Source organism: Microbacterium sp. LCT-H2 (assembly GCF_001866135.1).
Classification (GTDB): domain Bacteria; phylum Actinomycetota; class Actinomycetes; order Actinomycetales; family Microbacteriaceae; genus Microbacterium.
This window is the reverse complement of record NZ_MODW01000002.1, coordinates 105886-121150: the sequence shown is the minus strand read 5'-3', so window position 1 is coordinate 121150 and position 15265 is coordinate 105886. Positions and strand designations below refer to the sequence as shown.

17 protein-coding genes are annotated in these 15265 nt (G+C 71.9%); 13 read left to right on the top strand and 4 right to left on the bottom strand.

The annotated features are described in order from the left end of the window. Window positions 1-220: 220 nt before the first annotated feature. Genes BK819_RS05050 through BK819_RS05020 form a run of 7 tightly spaced genes read left to right on the top strand, consistent with a single transcriptional unit; the run spans window position 221 to window position 7540 of the window. Window positions 221-937, top strand: coding sequence for an NUDIX domain-containing protein (locus BK819_RS05050; protein WP_071328191.1), 717 nt, complete (start codon window positions 221-223; stop codon window positions 935-937). Beyond that, complete coding sequence (gene nadA, locus BK819_RS05045) at window positions 934-2271, top strand: quinolinate synthase NadA (RefSeq protein WP_071328190.1); 1338 nt, start codon at window positions 934-936, stop codon at window positions 2269-2271. Before BK819_RS05050 ends, nadA begins: the two co-directional genes overlap by 4 nt. Further along, on the top strand, window positions 2268-3782 hold the full coding sequence (gene nadB / locus BK819_RS05040) for an L-aspartate oxidase (RefSeq protein WP_071328189.1): 1515 nt from the start codon (window positions 2268-2270) through the stop codon (window positions 3780-3782). Before nadA ends, nadB begins: the two co-directional genes overlap by 4 nt. After that, window positions 3782-4633 carry a carboxylating nicotinate-nucleotide diphosphorylase gene (gene nadC / locus BK819_RS05035; RefSeq protein WP_071328188.1) on the top strand — a complete coding sequence of 284 codons (852 nt, stop codon included), beginning with the start codon at window positions 3782-3784 and terminating at the stop codon, window positions 4631-4633. The genes nadB and nadC overlap by 1 nt, the downstream gene beginning before the upstream one ends. Before the next feature lie 4 nt (window positions 4634-4637). After that, complete coding sequence (locus BK819_RS05030; RefSeq protein ID WP_071328187.1) at window positions 4638-5774, top strand: cysteine desulfurase family protein; 1137 nt, start codon at window positions 4638-4640, stop codon at window positions 5772-5774. 22 nt (window positions 5775-5796) lie between these two features. Then, the gene (locus BK819_RS05025) at window positions 5797-6744 is read left to right on the top strand and encodes a glycosyltransferase family A protein (protein WP_071328186.1); all 948 of its coding nucleotides are present in this window, start codon (window positions 5797-5799) and stop codon (window positions 6742-6744) included. Between the two features lie 22 nt (window positions 6745-6766). Next, a complete protein-coding gene (locus BK819_RS05020; RefSeq protein WP_071328185.1) occupies window positions 6767-7540 on the top strand; it encodes an SDR family NAD(P)-dependent oxidoreductase in 774 nt (257 codons plus the stop codon). A gap of 12 nt (window positions 7541-7552) precedes the next feature. On the opposite strand, the gene BK819_RS05015 is transcribed toward BK819_RS05020, so the two are convergent. Further along, the gene (locus tag BK819_RS05015; RefSeq protein WP_071328714.1) at window positions 7553-9628 is read right to left on the bottom strand and encodes an ABC transporter ATP-binding protein; all 2076 of its coding nucleotides are present in this window, start codon (window positions 9626-9628) and stop codon (window positions 7553-7555) included. Between the two features lie 165 nt (window positions 9629-9793). Between BK819_RS05015 and BK819_RS05010 the strand changes: the two genes are divergently transcribed. Then, complete coding sequence (locus tag BK819_RS05010; protein ID WP_071328184.1) at window positions 9794-11269, top strand: MDR family MFS transporter; 1476 nt, start codon at window positions 9794-9796, stop codon at window positions 11267-11269. A gap of 30 nt (window positions 11270-11299) precedes the next feature. Here BK819_RS05010 and BK819_RS16765 read toward each other — a convergent pair whose 3' ends face one another. Continuing rightward, window positions 11300-11446 carry a hypothetical protein gene (locus tag BK819_RS16765; RefSeq protein ID WP_167627859.1) on the bottom strand — a complete coding sequence of 49 codons (147 nt, stop codon included), beginning with the start codon at window positions 11444-11446 and terminating at the stop codon, window positions 11300-11302. Between the two features lie 128 nt (window positions 11447-11574). Between BK819_RS16765 and BK819_RS05005 the strand changes: the two genes are divergently transcribed. Both BK819_RS05005 and BK819_RS05000 read left to right on the top strand, forming a co-directional pair. Continuing rightward, a complete protein-coding gene (locus BK819_RS05005; RefSeq protein ID WP_071328183.1) occupies window positions 11575-12282 on the top strand; it encodes a carboxymuconolactone decarboxylase family protein in 708 nt (235 codons plus the stop codon). Then, window positions 12192-12776: a 1-acyl-sn-glycerol-3-phosphate acyltransferase gene (locus BK819_RS05000; protein WP_071328182.1), complete on the top strand. Its 585-nt coding sequence runs from the start codon at window positions 12192-12194 to the stop codon at window positions 12774-12776. The genes BK819_RS05005 and BK819_RS05000 overlap by 91 nt, the downstream gene beginning before the upstream one ends. Window positions 12777-12780: 4 nt before the next feature. Here BK819_RS05000 and BK819_RS04995 read toward each other — a convergent pair whose 3' ends face one another. Then, the gene (locus BK819_RS04995) at window positions 12781-12984 is read right to left on the bottom strand and encodes a hypothetical protein (RefSeq protein ID WP_071328181.1); all 204 of its coding nucleotides are present in this window, start codon (window positions 12982-12984) and stop codon (window positions 12781-12783) included. An 81-nt stretch (window positions 12985-13065) separates the two neighbouring features. Between BK819_RS04995 and BK819_RS04990 the strand changes: the two genes are divergently transcribed. Then, window positions 13066-13611 (top strand): DUF6328 family protein, encoded by a 546-nt coding sequence (locus tag BK819_RS04990; RefSeq protein WP_071328180.1) that lies wholly within the window; start codon window positions 13066-13068, stop codon window positions 13609-13611. Window positions 13612-13644: 33 nt separating this feature from the next. Here BK819_RS04990 and BK819_RS04985 read toward each other — a convergent pair whose 3' ends face one another. After that, a complete protein-coding gene (locus BK819_RS04985; RefSeq protein ID WP_071328179.1) occupies window positions 13645-14205 on the bottom strand; it encodes a Dps family protein in 561 nt (186 codons plus the stop codon). Between the two features lie 152 nt (window positions 14206-14357). Here BK819_RS04985 and BK819_RS04980 point away from each other — a divergent pair, with 152 nt between their 5' ends. Both BK819_RS04980 and BK819_RS04975 read left to right on the top strand, forming a co-directional pair. Then, window positions 14358-14813 carry a GNAT family N-acetyltransferase gene (locus BK819_RS04980; protein ID WP_071328178.1) on the top strand — a complete coding sequence of 152 codons (456 nt, stop codon included), beginning with the start codon at window positions 14358-14360 and terminating at the stop codon, window positions 14811-14813. A 107-nt stretch (window positions 14814-14920) separates the two neighbouring features. Continuing rightward, on the top strand, window positions 14921-15220 hold the full coding sequence (locus BK819_RS04975) for a Fe-S cluster assembly protein HesB (protein ID WP_071328177.1): 300 nt from the start codon (window positions 14921-14923) through the stop codon (window positions 15218-15220). Window positions 15221-15265: the final 45 nt, after the last annotated feature.

The window sequence follows — 15265 nt, the reverse complement described above, 5'->3', positions numbered from 1 at the left end:
TGGAGCCGAACCCCGGGCGGGGTTCACGGGAACCCCGGGAGGCGGCCGGTGGCCACTCTCGAAGGGGTTTGTTAGGACAGTAACCTAACAAACCCACCTCGGGGGGACAAGCCTTCCGGCGGGGAGGAGATAACGTTTCGGACTCGACGCTTCTGTTCGTCACAGGCGCCCACTAAAGGTCCGAATGACACTAAGATCGACTCCGGAGGTTAAGGTGCCTATGACTCGAAGTGCGGACATCCGCGTCGCCGTCTCGACGGTGATCCTCACGCTGCGCCGCGGCGACGACGGTCCGCCCGTGCTCGCGCTCCCCCTCGTCCGCCGCACCCGCGAGCCGTTCGCGGAGCGATGGGCGCTCCCCGGCGGGTGGCTCACCCCCGAGGAGTCGCCGGTCGACGCCGCGGCCCGCACGCTCGCCGAGACGACCGGCCTCGCCCCCACCTACCTGGAGCAGCTCTACGCCTTCGGCGCCGTCGACCGCTCCCCCACGCGGGTCGTCTCGATCGTGTACTGGGCCCTGCTCCGCCAGGACGACGTCGAGGCCCAGATCGCCGCACACCAGGCCTCGGGTCGCGCGCCGGAGAACGTGGAGTGGTTCGCTGCCGACGACCTCCCCGCGCTCGCCTTCGATCATCACGAGATCATCGAGTACGCGCTCTGGCGGCTGCGCAACAAGGTCGGCTACAGCCGTGTGGCCCAGGGCTTCCTGCCCGCGGAGTTCACCCTCGCCGAACTACGCGAGGCGTACGAGTCGATCCTCGGACGCTCGCTCGATCCGGCCAACTTCCGGCGACAGGTGGAGACGGCGGGAAACCTCACCCGGACCGATCGCTTCCGCACCGGCAGCCACCGCCCCGCCCGCCTGTACCGCGATGACACCGATGTCGAGCTGGCCGACCGCGGCCCGCTCCGCCCCGAGGAAACGAGAACCCGATGAGCATCACCTTCGTCCCGACGCCCGCGGTCCCCCCGGCGGACCCGTCCGTCGACCATGCGATCCAGGCCATCGTCGGCGGGGCGTCCACCGACGCCACGTGCACCACCGACCTCGCCGTCGGACCGTGGGACTTCGACACGCGCCCCGGCTACGGCCCCGGCTCCTCCATGGGAGACGTCATCCCGACCGGAGCTCCTCGGCAGGGAGAGCTCCCGGCCGCCTACCGCGAGGCCGGCGAGGCGGAGCTCCACCGCCGCATCGAAGCCGCGAAAGCCACGCTCGGGGACCGGGTGGTGATCCTCGGGCACTTCTATCAGCGCGAGGAGGTCGTGACGCATGCGGACGAGGTGGGCGACTCGTTCCAGCTCGCCACCGCCGCCACGATGCGGCCGGACGCGGAGGCGATCGTCTTCTGCGGCGTGCACTTCATGGCCGAGACCGCCGACCTCCTGTCGCAGCCCGATCAGGCGGTGATCCTGCCGAACCTGGCCGCGGGCTGCTCGATGGCGGACATGGCCGACATCGACCAGGTGGAGGAATGCTGGGAGCAGCTCGCCGACGTGCTGGGCGATCTCGAGACCCCGGACGCCGACGGCCGCGTGCCGGTGATCCCCGTCACCTACATGAACTCCTCGGCGGCGATCAAGGGCTTCGTCGGGCGGCACGGCGGCATCGTGTGCACCTCGTCCAACGCCGCCACGGTGCTGGAGTGGGCCTTCGCCCGCGGCCGTCGGGTGCTCTTCTTCCCCGATCAGCACCTGGGCCGGAACACCGCGAAGGCCATGGGGGTGCCTCTCGACCGGATGCCGCTGTGGAACCCGCGGCGCGCGCTCGGCGGCTCGACGGCGGAGGATCTCGCCGACGCGCAGGTGATCCTCTGGCACGGTTTCTGCTCCGTGCACCGCCGCTTCACCGTGGCGCAGATCGACCAGGCCCGCGCGGAGCACCCGGGGGTCCGCGTGATCGTGCACCCGGAGTGCCCGATGGAGGTCGTCGACGCGGCTGACGAGGCCGGCTCCACGGAGTACATCCGCCGTGCCATCGCCGAGGCCTCGGAGCCGACGACGTTCGCGGTCGGGACGGAGATCAACCTCGTGCGCCGCCTGGCCGCGCAGTACCCGCAGCACCGGATCTTCTGCCTCGACCCGGTCGTGTGCCCGTGCTCGACCATGTACCGCATCCACCCGGGCTACCTCGCGTGGGTCCTGGAGGAGCTGGTCGCCGGTCGCACACCGAACCGCATCACGGTCTCCGCCGATGTCGCCGACCCGGCTCGCCTCGCGCTCGAGCGGATGCTGGCCGCCAAGCCGCCGGTGCCCGCCGGGGCGCGATGAACGTCGTCGTCGTCGGCTCCGGCATCGCCGGGCTCACCGCCGCGCTGCACGCGCACGAGGCCGGGCACACGGTGACGGTCGTGACGAAGGGCGGCCTCGGGGGCGGATGCACGCCTCTCGCGCAGGGCGGCGTGGCCGGGAGCTACGGGCCGGGAGATGGACCGGCCACGCACGCCGCCGACACGATCAGCGCGGGAGCGGGTCTGTGCGACCCAGCCGCCGTCGACGCCCTCGTGGCGGACGGCGCCGCCCGGATCGCCGAGCTCCTCGCCCGCGGCGTCGCCTTCGATCGCGCACCGGACGGCTCTCTCGCCCGCGGGCGGGAGGCCGCGCACGCCCATGCCCGCATCCTGCACGCCGGAGGTGACGCCACCGGCGCCGCGATCTCCGCGGCGCTGTGCGCAGCGATTCAGCGCGCGTCCATCCCCGTCCGCGAGGGGACGATGCTCCTCGACCTCGTCGTCGAGGAGGGACGGGTCCGGGGGATCATGGTCCTCCGCGACGGGGACACGGCCGAGATCCGGGGCGACGCCGTGATCCTCGCGACCGGCGGGGCGGGACAGCTCTACGCGCATACGACCAATCCGCCGGAGGCAACGGGCGACGGCATCGCCGCGGCCCTGCGTGCCGGCGCCGCCGTCGCCGACCTGGAGTTCGTGCAGTTCCACCCGACCGCGCTTCCCGGCAGCCCCGTCTTCCTCCTCTCCGAAGCCGTCCGCGGCGAGGGTGCCGTCCTCCGTGACCAGGAAGGCCGACGGTTCGTGTTCGACAGCCATCCCGACGGCGAGCTCGCGCCGAGGGACGTCGTCGCGCGGACCATCGCCCGACAGGCCGCCCGGCAGGGGGCGCCCGTGCACCTCGATGCGACGGCGCTGGGTGCGGACGCGCTCGCCCGCCGCTTCCCCACCATCGACCGGGTGACGCGTGCTCGCGGTTTCGACTGGTCCAGGGCGCCGCTGCCGGTGACCCCCGCCGCCCACTACCTCATGGGCGGCGTCGTCACCGATCGCCACGGACGGACCACGATCCCGGGGCTCTACGCCGTCGGCGAGACCGCCCGCACGGGGGTGCACGGAGCCAACCGGCTCGCCTCCAACTCCCTCCTCGAAGGCGCCGTGTTCGCAGCCAGGGCCGCCGCCGCGCTGGACGGACCGTGGCCCGCTGCCGGCGACATCACCCCGTGTCCGTCACCGACGGACACGGATTCCGCACCGGAGGCCCTCCCCCGGTTCGACCGCGCCGGGCTGCAGCGGCTGCTGTGGGACGAGGTCGGCCTGCACCGGACCGGATCGGGCCTGCAGCGCGCGCTCCGGATCGTGCGCGGCTGGGCCGTCGAGACACCTTCCCCCTCCGACGCCCGCGCGCACGAGGACCGGAACCTGCTGCGGGTCGCCGAGGCCACCATCCGCGCCGCCCTGGCCCGCCCCGTCTCGGTCGGCGCCCACCACCGCGATGACCCCGCCCCCGCCGCGCCGACCCCGGCACACGCACCGATCCTAGAGACCGCCTGATGCTCACCCGCGCCACCCTGCACCGCGTCGTCGGAGCTGCACTCGAGGAGGACGCGCCGTGGGGCGACCTCACCAGCACCACCCTGCTCCCCGCGGAGACGACCGCCACGGCCGACCTCGTCGCCCGCGAGGACGGGGTCTTCAGCGGCGGCGAGGTCTTCGCCACCGCGTTCCTCCTCACCGATCCCGACGTCACGGTCGACCTGCACGTGGGCGACGGCGATGCCTTCACCGCCTCCGACGTGCTGGCCACCGTGACCGGACCGGCTCGCGCGGTCCTCACCGCCGAGCGCGTCGCCTTGAACTTCGTGCAGCGGATGTCGGGCGTCGCCACCCTCACGGCCGCCTACGTCCGCGAAGTCGAGGGAACGCGGGCGCGCATCGCCGACACCCGCAAGACCACGCCAGGACTGCGGGCGTTCGAGCGGCACGCCGTGGTGTCCGGCGGCGGCCGGAACCACCGATACTCCCTCTCCGACGCGGTCATGGCGAAGGACAACCACCTCGCGGTGCTCCAGCGATCCGGACTCGACCTCGCGACGGCTCTTCGCGAGGCGCTCTCGCGGCTGCCGCACACCGCCCACGTCGTCGTCGAGGTCGACCGTCTCGACCAGATCCCGGCGGTGCTCGACGGCGGTGCGCACACCGTGCTCCTGGACAACTTCTCCCTGGACGACCTGCGCGCCGGTGCGGCCCTCATCGGCGAGCGCGCCACCGTGGAGGCCTCGGGCGGCGTCGACCTGACCACCGTCCGCGCCATCGCCGAGACCGGGGTGGACGTCATCTCGGTCGGAGCCCTCACGCACTCCGCGCGGGCGCTGGACCTCGGACTCGACCTGCGGATCGACTGAGTCCGTGCTGTACCTCGACCACGCCGCGACGTCGCCGGTACGCCCCGAGGTGCGGGCGGCCATGGAGCCCTTCCTCACCGAGGTGTTCGGCAACCCCGCCAGCCATCACACCGCGGGCGAGACGGCGGCGCGCGCGCTGGAGGATGCCCGCACCAGGGTCGCCCGCGTCTTCGGGGTGCGGGCGGGTGACGTCGTCTTCACCGGCGGCGGCACGGAGGCGAACAACCTCGCCGTGAAGGGCCTCGCCCTGGGAGCGCTCGCCTCCGGGCGGCAGCGGGTCGTGGTGTCCCCCATCGAGCACGAGTCGATCCGGGAGTCGGCGGCGTACCTCGCGCGGTTCCACGGGGTGACGGTGGCGATGCCCGCGGTCGAGGGAACCGGGCGGATCACGTCGGACGCCCTCGACACGGTGCTCACCGACGACACGGCCGTCGTGTCCGTCGGACACGCGAACAACGAGATCGGCACCGTCCAGGACATCGCGGCACTCCGTGAGGTCGTCCGCGCCCGCCGCGTGCCCCTCCATATCGACGCCGTGCAGTCGGCCGGCTGGCTGCCCCTGCACGAGCTGGATGCCGACGCCGTGTCGATCGCCGGGCACAAGCTCGGTGCTCCCAAGGGCACCGGGGCGCTCGTCGTCCGCGGTCGGCTCCCTCTGGAACCCCTCCTGCACGGCGGCGGTCAGGAGCGCGGACGGCGGTCCGGCACCGTCGACGTCGCGGGAGCGGTGGGCTTGGCGACGGCACTGGAGCTCGCCGAGCGGGAGCGTGAGCACGCGGCGCCGCGGGTGCGGGCCGCCACAGCGCGCTTCATCGCCGAGGTGACCCGACGGGTGCCCGACGCCGCGCTGACAGGGGATCCCGTGCACCGGCTCCCCGGCACCGCGAGCTTCACCATCTCCGGCGTGAGCGGCGAGGCGGTGCTGCTGGGGCTGGAGCGCCGCGGGGTGATCTCGTCCAGCGGCTCCGCCTGCGCGGCCGACAGCGATGAGCCCTCCCCCGTGCTGCTCGCGTGCGGCATCGCCCCCGCGGTCGCCCAGACGGCCGTGCGGTTCACGTTCGGGCGGGCGGCCCTCCCGGCGGACGCTCCCGAGCACCTCGCCGCACTGGTCGCGGAGGCGGTCGACGCCGTCCGCGGCTGACGACGGCTCTAGACTCGGCGGAGTGACCGCCCCCACCCCGATCGTGACGCTGATCGTGCCAGGACGCGACATCGCCGCGTTCGCCCCCGCCGCTCTCGACTCCCTCCGCGCGCAGACGGACGAGCGGTGGCGTGCCATCCTCATCGACGACGGCTCCACCGACGACACGGGAGCGATCTTCGCCGACGCCGCCGCGAGGGATGCCCGCTTCACGGTGGTGCGGCATGAGGCTTCCATCGGGCTCGGCGCCGCGCGCAATGTCGGCCTCGCACGGGTCGACACGCCCTTCACGGGATTCCTCGACGCGGATGACGAGCTGATGCCGGACGCGCTGGCGACGCTCGTGGGCACGCTCGAGCGCACGGAGAGCGACTTCGCCGCCGGCGCCTACGTGCGGCTGCGCCCCGTGGGGCAAGGATATGTGCCCGGCCGCGTGCAGCCGTGGGTGGCCGCGGCGACGACTCCTGCCCGCCTCGGCACCACCCTCGCGGAGCACCCGCAGGCCGTGTCGAACATCGTCGCCTGGTCCAAGGTGAGCCGCACGGAGATGTGGTCCGATCTGCGGTTCCCGGAAGGGGTGGCCTACGAGGACCAGGTCGTCGCGCAGACGATGTACACCCGGGCACGCGCCTTCGACGTGCTGCCGGACGTCGTGGTGCGCTGGCGCGTCCGAGCGGACGGCACCTCGATCACCCAGAGCAAGGCGCAGCTCCCCGTGCTCCGCGACTACCTCGCCGCGCTCCGCGGCGGGATCCGCGTCCTGCAGGAGGCGGGCGCGCACGCCGCCGTGACCGCCCGGCTCGACCTCATCCTCGCGATGGACGTCGCTCCGCTCCGGGAGATCGCGGACACGCACCCCGACCCCGCCTACGCGGCGGAGGTCTCCGCGTTCCTGGCCGAGCTGCGCGCCCTTCCCGAGTTCGCCGACGCCCGCCCCGACCCCACCCTCGCCGACGCCCTCGCGTGGTGAGCCCCGCCCGAAGGACCCCCGCATGACCGACTACCTCTCCTCGCTGTTCGCGCTCGACGGCCGCACCGCGGTCGTGACCGGCGGCAGCTCGGGCATCGGCCGTGGCATCGCGACGGCGCTCGCCCGGGCCGGCGCGGCGACGGTGATCGTCGCCCGCGGCGCGGAGCGCATCGCCGAGACCGTCGAGGAGCTGAACGCCCAGGGGTACGGGGCCGCGGGCGTCGTCGGCGATCTGAGCACCCGCGACGGCATCCACGAGGTCGCGGAGGCTGCGGCCGTCCCCTTCGGTGAGCCGGACATCCTCGTCAACTCCGCAGGCATCAACATCCGTCCGCCCTACGCCGAGATCACCGAGGCGGACTGGGACGTCACGATGACCGTCAATGCGCTCGCCCCGTTCCTCCTCGGTCAGCGCTGGGCGCAGGGCATGGCGGCGCGCGGGTACGGGCGACTGATCCACATCAGCTCGCAGCAGGCGCACCGCGCGTTCGTGGGCAGCGGGGTCTACGGCGCCTCCAAGGGAGCGGTCGAGTCGCTCATGCGCTCGGAGGCCGAGGCCTGGGGCGGCACCGGCGTGACGAGCAACACCCTCGTCCCGGGATTCGTCCTCACGCCCCTGAACGCCCGTCTGCAGAAGGACCCCGCCACGATCGCGGCCCTCGCGGCCCGCACGATGATCGGACGCAACGGCCTCCCCGAGGACTTCGCCGCAGCCGCGGTCTTCCTCGCCGGTCCGGGTTCGGCCTACGTCACGGGCCAGTCGCTGTTCATCGACGGCGGGCTCTCCGTGCACTGACCCTCGCGGTCGTCACCCGTCGGTCCGGCGCGGCCGGGCGTCGGTGCTCGATGCCGTCGGCAGCGGGACGCCCGTCGTCAGCGCCACGACGGCGTCGGCTGCGGCGGAGTCCTCCGGCTCGCGATCCGCACGGCGCGCGGCGAGGCCGGTCTCGACGCCCTCCTCGACACCGCCCCGGATCGCCGCCTCCTCCTCGGCCTCCGCTTCGATCTCCGCGTCGAGCACGCGGGACGCGGCCACCTGCTGCGCCGCCAGCTCGGCGTAGAGGCCCCCCTGCGCGAGCAGCTCGGCGTGGGTGCCGGATTCCACGATGCGCCCGGCCTCCAGCACGTGGATCACGTCCGCCCCCATGACCGTCGACAGGCGGTGCGCGATCGACAGGGTCGTGCGCCCCTTGGCCGCCTCGTCGAGGGCCTCCTGCACCACGCGCTCGGACACGGTGTCCAGGGCGGAGGTCGCCTCGTCGAGCAGGAGCACCGGCGGGTCCTTCAGCAGCACACGGGCGATCGCGATGCGCTGCTTCTCGCCACCGGAGAGCCGGTACCCGCGCTCCCCCACGACCGTGTCGTAGCCCTTCTCGAAGCCCGCGATGATGTGGTGGATGTTGGCCGCGGTGCAGGCGGCGACCAGCTCCTCGTCCGTCGCGTCGGGCTTCGCGTAGCGGAGGTTCTCCCGGATCGTCGCGTGGAACAGGTAGGTCTCCTGGGAGACGATGCCCACGTCGTCGATGATCGACTCCTGCGTGAGGGTGCGCACGTCGGCCCCCGCGAACAGCACCGCGCCGCCCTTGGCCTCGTACAGGCGCGGTGCGAGGTACAGGATCGTCGTCTTGCCCGCACCGGAGGGGCCGACGAAGGCGACGTGTTGCCCGGGCTCGGCCACGAAGGAAACCCCGTGCAGCGTGGGACGCGAGTCGGCCGCGGCGTCCGGATACCGGAACACGACGTCCTGGAACTCGATGCGTCCGCGCGGACCCGGTGCCCGCGCCACGGCGATCGCATCGGGGGCGTCGGTGATCTCGGGGACGAGGTCGAGGTACTCGAAGATGCGGGCGAACAGCGCGGACGAGGTCTGCAGATCGAGCGAGACCCTCATGAGCCCCATGAGCGGCATGAGCAGCCGCGCCTGCACCGTCGTGAAGGCCACGATCGTCCCCGCGGTGATCGCTCCCGTCCCGCCCGCGATGAGGTATCCGGAGACGAGGTAGATGACGGCAGGGACGCTGGCCATGATGACCTGGACGACCGCGAAGAAGCCCTGACCGCTCATCGCCCGCCGCACCTGGAGGCGCACCTGGTTGCGGTTCTCCTGCTGGTAGCGCTCGGACTCGGTGCGCTGGCGGTTGAACGCCTTGGAGAGCAGCATGCCCGAGACGCTCAGGGTCTCCTGGGTGATGGAGGTCAGCTCGGACAGCGACTCCTGGGTCTCCCCCGCGATGCGGGCGCGCACCTGTCCCACGCGTCGCTGCACGAGCACGAGGAACGGCATGAGCACGACGGCGATGAGGGTGAGGCGCCAGTCGATGAGGATCATCGCGACGAGGGAGGCGATCACCGTGACGGCGTTGCCGAGGATGCTGGTGACGGTGTTCGTCAGCACGCCGGAGACGCCGCCGACGTCGTTCTGCAGCCGGGACTGGATCACGCCGGTCTTCGTGCGGGTGAAGAAGCCGAGCTCCATGGCCTGCAGGTGCTCGAACAGCCGCACCCGGAGGTCGCCCGTGACGCTGTTGCCGACCGTGGCGGTGAGCCAGGTCTGCGCGACGCCGAGGACCGCCGAGAAGAGGAAGAGGCCGACCATCGCCCCGACGAGCACGCCGAGCAGCGAGAGGTGGGGGCCGCCGCCGTCGACGGGGAACAGGGCGTCGTCGAAGATGCGCTGCACGAGGAGCGGCGGGATGACCGCGATGCCCGCGCCGAGCACCACGAGGACCCCGGTGAAGAGGATGCGCCACCGGTAGGCGCTGAACAGGGCGACGACCCGGGTGCCGAGTCCGTCGATCTTCGGAGCTTCCGCGTTGAGCCGACGCTGGGCGTCCTCGTCCACGCCGCGAAAACCGCCCCGCGGACCGCCGCCCATCCCGCCCATGCTCATGGCGCCAGCGTACTCACCTCCCACGACACCGGCTCCGCTGTCCCGACGTTCAGCGATATCCCAGATTTCGGAATGAAATGTCCGTCCGACCCGTTACGCTGAATGACTCTCGCGAACTCTCGCACCTTCCCCTTCTCTCCGATGCCCTGGAGGCCGCCCATGTCTGCCGTCGATACCGGCTCCATCACGACGCCCCCCGCATCGAGCGGGGGCATCCCCCGCAAGGACATGCGGGTCATCTGGCTGCTGCTCGTCGCCGCCTTCGTCGCCATCCTCAACGAGACGACGATGGGCATCGCGATCCCGCACCTGAACACCGACCTCGGCATCCCGCCCGAGCTCGGGCAGTGGCTGACGAGCGCGTTCATGCTCACCATGGCGGTGGTCATCCCGACCACCGGCTTCATCCTGCAGCGCTTCACGACGCGGCAGGTCTTCATCGCCGCGATGACGGCGTTCTCGCTCGGCACGCTCGTGGCTCTCGTCGCGCCCGGCTTCTCCGTGCTGCTCGTGGGCCGCGTGATCCAGGCGGCGGGCACCGGCATCATGATGCCGCTGCTGATGACGACGATCATGAACGTCGTGCCCGCGCAGTCGCGCGGCCGCATGATGGGCCGCGTCGGCCTCGTCATCTCGCTCGCGCCAGCCATCGGTCCGACGCTCGCCGGCGCCGTGCTCGACGCGTTCAACTGGCGCGCGCTGTTCGCGATCGTGCTGCCCATCGCCCTGATCTCGCTCGGCATGGGGGCGAAGTGGATGACCAACCTCGGCGAGACCCGTAAGGCTCCGCTGGACGTGCTCTCCATCCCGCTCGCGGCGCTCGGCTTCGGCGGCATCGTCTTCGGCCTCAGCCAGTTCGGCGGCGAGGGAGGTTCGGGTGGAACGACCGGCGTCATCGCCCTGGTCGTCGGCGCCGTCGCGCTCGCGCTGTTCGTCTGGCGGCAGCTCGTGCTGCAGCGGGTGGACGACGCGCTGCTCGACCTGCGTGTGTTCCGCTCGGCGAACTTCTCGCTGGCCGTCATCATCATGACGATCCTGGCGCTGTCGATGTTCGGCACCCTCACGCTGCTGCCGCAGTACCTGCAGAACGTCGCCGGACTCAGCGCCCTGGAGTCGGGCCTCATCCTGCTCCCCGGTTCGGTGCTGATGGGCCTCCTCGGCCCGATCATGGGTCGCGTGTACGACGCGAAGGGCACCCGACCGCTGCTCATCCCCGGCACGATCCTCGTCTCGGCCTCGCTCTTCTTCTACTCGACGGTCGGCGAGCACACCGTGTGGTGGCTGCTGATCATCGTGCAGGCGGCCATGTCGGTCGGCCTCGCGATGTCGTTCACGCCGCTGTTCTCCTCGTCGCTGGGGTCGCTGCACCGCTCGCTGTACTCGCACGGCTCCGCGGTGCTGAACACGCTGCAGCAGGTCGGCGGCGCGGCCGGCGTCGCGCTGCTCACGGTCACGTACTCGGCCATCCTGCACGCCGGCGAGGACGAGGGCCTGTCGCGGGCGGTGGCGGGTGCCCCGGGTGCGCGGACGGCGTTCCTCATCGCGGCGATCATCTCGCTCGCGGCGGTCGCCCTCAGCCCGCTGGTGCGCAAGCCCGCCGACGACATCGGCGACGCGGCGCACGGCGGTCACTGACCGCGCAGAGACACCGACGGCGTCTGCTGCTCACCGCTCCTTGGGGGCGGGGATGTGGCAGACGCCGTTGCTGCAGTAACCGGCGGCATCGCCGTCGAGCAGCTCGATCGCACCCGGCAGCGGCTGCAGCCCGAGCGGCGCGTCCTGCCCGGTGTTCTCCTGCTTCGATTCGGTCATCCCTCGATCGTACGCCTGCCAGGAGCACCGGGCGCCGCACGCTCTTCTCTGCGACCTCGGAGCGGCGTATCGTTCCCGGCGAGGGGGTGCGCACCCTCGTCCCGCGCCCCCGGAGCCGAGGAGGCGCCATGATCATCCACCCTCCCGAGCGGGCCACCGCGACCGGCCACGTCGCCGCGATGTACGAGAGCGACCTCGCCGACGACGGCATCGTGTTCGCACACACCAGGGCCATGGCCGTGAACCCCAAAGCCCACGCCGCCTTCGAGGCGCTCGTCCGTGCGGTCGTCCCGTCCATCGGCGTCCGTGTGTACGAGGCGGCTACCCTCGGGGCGGCGCGGGCCCTCGGATCCGCGCACTGCCTGCTCGCCCACGGCCGCCGCTCCCTCCGCGCCGGAGTCGTCGACGAGGAAGGGCTCGCCGCCTTCGCCGCCGGGGACGACAGCGGTTTCACGGATCAGGAGCAGGTCGTGATCCGCTTCGCCGCGCGCCTGTCGACCGATCCGTCGGCGATGACCGACGCGGAGACGCAGGAGCTGCGCGAGGCGGGGTTCAGCGATCGGCAGATCGTGGACATCACCCTGGCGGCGGCGGCGCGCAACTACTTCAGCAGGGCGCTGCTCGCGCTCGCCGTCCCCGTTGAGGACGTCCCCGGGCTGGATCCCGCCCTCACCGCGGCGCTCAGGCACGCCTCCGCGGCCCGCCCGCCAGGCGATCGAAAGGCCGCTCCCCTTAATCTGGACGGATGCTCCGACGATTTCTCGCCCGCGTGTACTGGGCCGTCAGCCGGTGGACCCTCGTCGCCGACGCCGCCCCCACGCGTCCGACCGTCCTGATCGGCGCTCCGCACACCTCGAACTGGGACTTCGTGCTCATGCTCGCGATCGCTTGGCGCCTGGGCATCGAGGTGCACTGGCTGGGCAAGAAGAGCCTGTTCCGCGGCTGGCGAGGACCGATCATGCGCGGCCTCGGCGGCATCGCCGTCGACCGGGCGGATCCGGCGCGCGTCGTCGGCGAGGTCGTGGACCAGGTGCACGCCGGGACGGTGTTCGGCCTCGTCGTCACCCCCGACGGCACCCGCGGCGGCAACGAGTACTGGAAGAGCGGCTTCTACCGCATCGCGCGTGCCACCGGCATGCCGGTCACCCTCGGCTTCGTCGACCGCCACACGATGACGACCGGCCTCGGGCCGACCCTCGACCTCACGGGCGACGTGGCCGCCGACATGGACCGGATCCGCGCGTTCTACGCAGACAAGCACGGTGTGCGCCCCGAGCGGCGCACGGAGCCGCGGCTGCGCGAGGAGACGGCCGCGCGGCCGGAGGCGTGACGGCTCACTCCTCCGCGGGCGCGTGGTCGCGGGCGTACGCGAGGTCGTCGTCGGACAGCGACTCGATCATCCCGACCACCGCTCCGGTGATCTCCCGGATCTCCTCGCGGACGTCCTCGTCGAGGTGCCGCGAGCCACCGCCGATGACCGCTCGGCGCGCCTCGTCGGACAGCTCGGGCCACCATTCGTCGATCGGGGGCAGGGTCATCTCGGGTCCTTTCCTGAGGCCTGTCCGCCGGGCCGCGCAAGGTCCTGGACAGCGGCGGATCGTGCCCACGAGACTATCGCCATGACAGCAGAACCCCGTGGCGCCGCGGACGAGCGCGACGACCGCGACGACGGCCGCGACGAGACCCCGAACGAGCGCGCGGACCGCAACTGGGAAGAGCTGCTGCAGGAGCTCCGGGTGATGCAGACCGGCACGCAGATCCTCACCGGCTTCCTCCTCGCGGTGGCGTTCCAGCCGCGCTTCACCGACATGGACGAGTTCCAGCGCGACCTGTACGTCGTGCTCGTGGCGCTCGCCGCTCTCGCCACCATCCTCGCCCTCGCCCCCGTCGGCATCCACCGCGCCCTGTTCGGCAGCCGGCTGAAGCCGGAGCTCGTCCGGACGGCGGCGCGCCTGGTGAAGATCGACCTCTTCGTGATCGGGGCCCTCACGATCGGCGTCACGACGCTCATCGTCGACTTCACGGTCAGCAGGACCGCCGGGATCATCGCGCTCGTCGCGTCCCTCGTGCTCGTGCTCGGACTCTGGATGGCGTTGCCCGGCCTGCTGCGGCGCGCCCGGTCGCGGGTGCGGGCACACGAAGGACCGCCGCCCCCGTCGGCGTGAGCGCGACGAGGGCGGCGGTCGGACGGCGGGGCGTCAGCGGCCGGCGGGGCTGCGGTTCTCCGCGCTCACCATCCAGGCGAACTGCTCCAATCGCTCGATCACGGCGTGCAGCAGATCAGCGGACGTCGGATCCTCCTCATCGACGGCATCGTGCACGTCGCGGATCGTCCCCACCGCGGCCTCCAGGCGCGCGGTGACGAGGTCGATGGTCTCCGTCGTGGACACCTCACCGGTCGGGAACTCCGGCAGCGTGGTCGTCTTCGCGATCGTGGCGCTGCGTCCGTCGGGGACGGCATGCAGGGCCCGCATGCGCTCCGCGATGGTGTCGCTGAACGTCCGGGCGTCCTCGATGATCTCGTCGAGCTGACGGTGGGTGTCGCGGAAGTTCCGTCCTACGACATTCCAATGCGCCTGCTTGCCCTGCAGCGAGAGCTCGATCAGATCGACGAGCACGGCCTGCAGGTTCGCCGCGAGGGTCGGGGATGCCGTGAACCCCTTCTCCGCATTCTGCTGGCGCGTGGTCTTGACGCCGGCCTTCGCCGCCCCGTCCTTGCTGTTGGAGCTGCTGGTCTTCTTGGACTTCGTGTCTGCCATGGTGTGACCTCCTCCCGGCACGGTAGCCCGCAGCACGGCCCGTTCCGAGGGGGTTGACACCCGCCGGTCGCACCCCTGAACGTGAGGGAGGCGACAGGGCCATCGAGAAAGGCGGAACAGTGGGAACAGCAGCACAGGAGGATCGGCCCGAGGTGGTCATCGCCCCTCTGACGGCGGCTGATGCCGGCGAGGTGCTCACGATCCAACGGGCGGCCTTCGTGTCGGAGGCGGCGATCTACGGGAGCGTCGACATGCCGCCGCTGACCCAGACGCTCGCCGAGATGGAGGCCGAGCTCACCACGGAGCGCGGTCTCGGCGCCCGGATCGGCGGTCGTCTGGTCGGGGCCATCCGGTTCGTCGAGGACGACGACCTGCTCCTGATCGGACGGATCGCGATCGCCCCCGACATGCAGGGCGAGGGCATCGGCCGGAAGCTCCTCGACGCGGCGGAGCAGGCCTCCGACGCCCGCGAGGCCGAGCTGTTCACCGGAAGCCTCAGCGAGGCGAACATCCGGCTGTACGAGTCCTGCGGCTACGAAGAGCGCGAACGGATCCCACAGGGCGACGGCACCGACCAGGTCTTCCTCCGCAAGCGGCTGCGAGGTTAAGGGCAGCGCCCCGCTCCGCGCAAGGGGGTCGAAGGGATCCAGACGATAGGGAATCGTGGTCCGGACATGCCGCGACCGCGTCATGCCCCAACCGGAAAGGAGAGCTCGTGCTCACCCTCACCGACAACGCCACCGCCATCGTGTCGACCCTCGTGAGTCGGCAGAACGACGCGCCGGCCGCCGGGCTGCGCATCCACACCGCCGAGGCGCAGGACGAGTCGGGCGCGGCCCGGCTCGCCGTCGCCGTGACCGCCGACCCGGAGCCCGCCGATCAGGTCGTCGAGCTGTCGGGCACGCGCCTGTTCCTCGACGAGGCCGCCGCCTCCGCGCTCGACGACAAGATCCTCGACGCGGGCGTCGACGACGAGGGCTCCGTGTCCTTCGCCGTGCTCCCTCAGGTCGCCTGAGACCTCAGACTTCGAACGCCGCGGCCTCCCCGGCCGCGGCGTTCG

Excerpts from the sequence above, each read along its gene's own strand:
- BK819_RS05010 (WP_071328184.1), top strand. The coding sequence starts at position 9,794 with ATGTCTGCCGTCGATACCGGCTCCATCACGACGCCCCCCGCATCGAGC.
- BK819_RS05020 (WP_071328185.1), top strand. The coding sequence starts at position 6,767 with ATGACCGACTACCTCTCCTCGCTGTTCGCGCTCGACGGCCGCACCGCG.
- BK819_RS05000 (WP_071328182.1), top strand. The coding sequence starts at position 12,192 with ATGCTCCGACGATTTCTCGCCCGCGTGTACTGGGCCGTCAGCCGGTGG.
- BK819_RS16765 (WP_167627859.1), bottom strand. The coding sequence starts at position 11,446 with ATGACCGAATCGAAGCAGGAGAACACCGGGCAGGACGCGCCGCTCGGG.
- BK819_RS04985 (WP_071328179.1), bottom strand. The coding sequence starts at position 14,205 with ATGGCAGACACGAAGTCCAAGAAGACCAGCAGCTCCAACAGCAAGGAC.
- BK819_RS04995 (WP_071328181.1), bottom strand. The coding sequence starts at position 12,984 with ATGACCCTGCCCCCGATCGACGAATGGTGGCCCGAGCTGTCCGACGAG.
- nadC (WP_071328188.1), top strand. The coding sequence starts at position 3,782 with ATGCTCACCCGCGCCACCCTGCACCGCGTCGTCGGAGCTGCACTCGAG.
- BK819_RS05050 (WP_071328191.1), top strand. The coding sequence starts at position 221 with ATGACTCGAAGTGCGGACATCCGCGTCGCCGTCTCGACGGTGATCCTC.
- nadB (WP_071328189.1), top strand. The coding sequence starts at position 2,268 with ATGAACGTCGTCGTCGTCGGCTCCGGCATCGCCGGGCTCACCGCCGCG.
- BK819_RS05015 (WP_071328714.1), bottom strand. The coding sequence starts at position 9,628 with ATGGGCGGGATGGGCGGCGGTCCGCGGGGCGGTTTTCGCGGCGTGGAC.
- BK819_RS05005 (WP_071328183.1), top strand. The coding sequence starts at position 11,575 with ATGATCATCCACCCTCCCGAGCGGGCCACCGCGACCGGCCACGTCGCC.
- nadA (WP_071328190.1), top strand. The coding sequence starts at position 934 with ATGAGCATCACCTTCGTCCCGACGCCCGCGGTCCCCCCGGCGGACCCG.
- BK819_RS04990 (WP_071328180.1), top strand. The coding sequence starts at position 13,066 with ATGACAGCAGAACCCCGTGGCGCCGCGGACGAGCGCGACGACCGCGAC.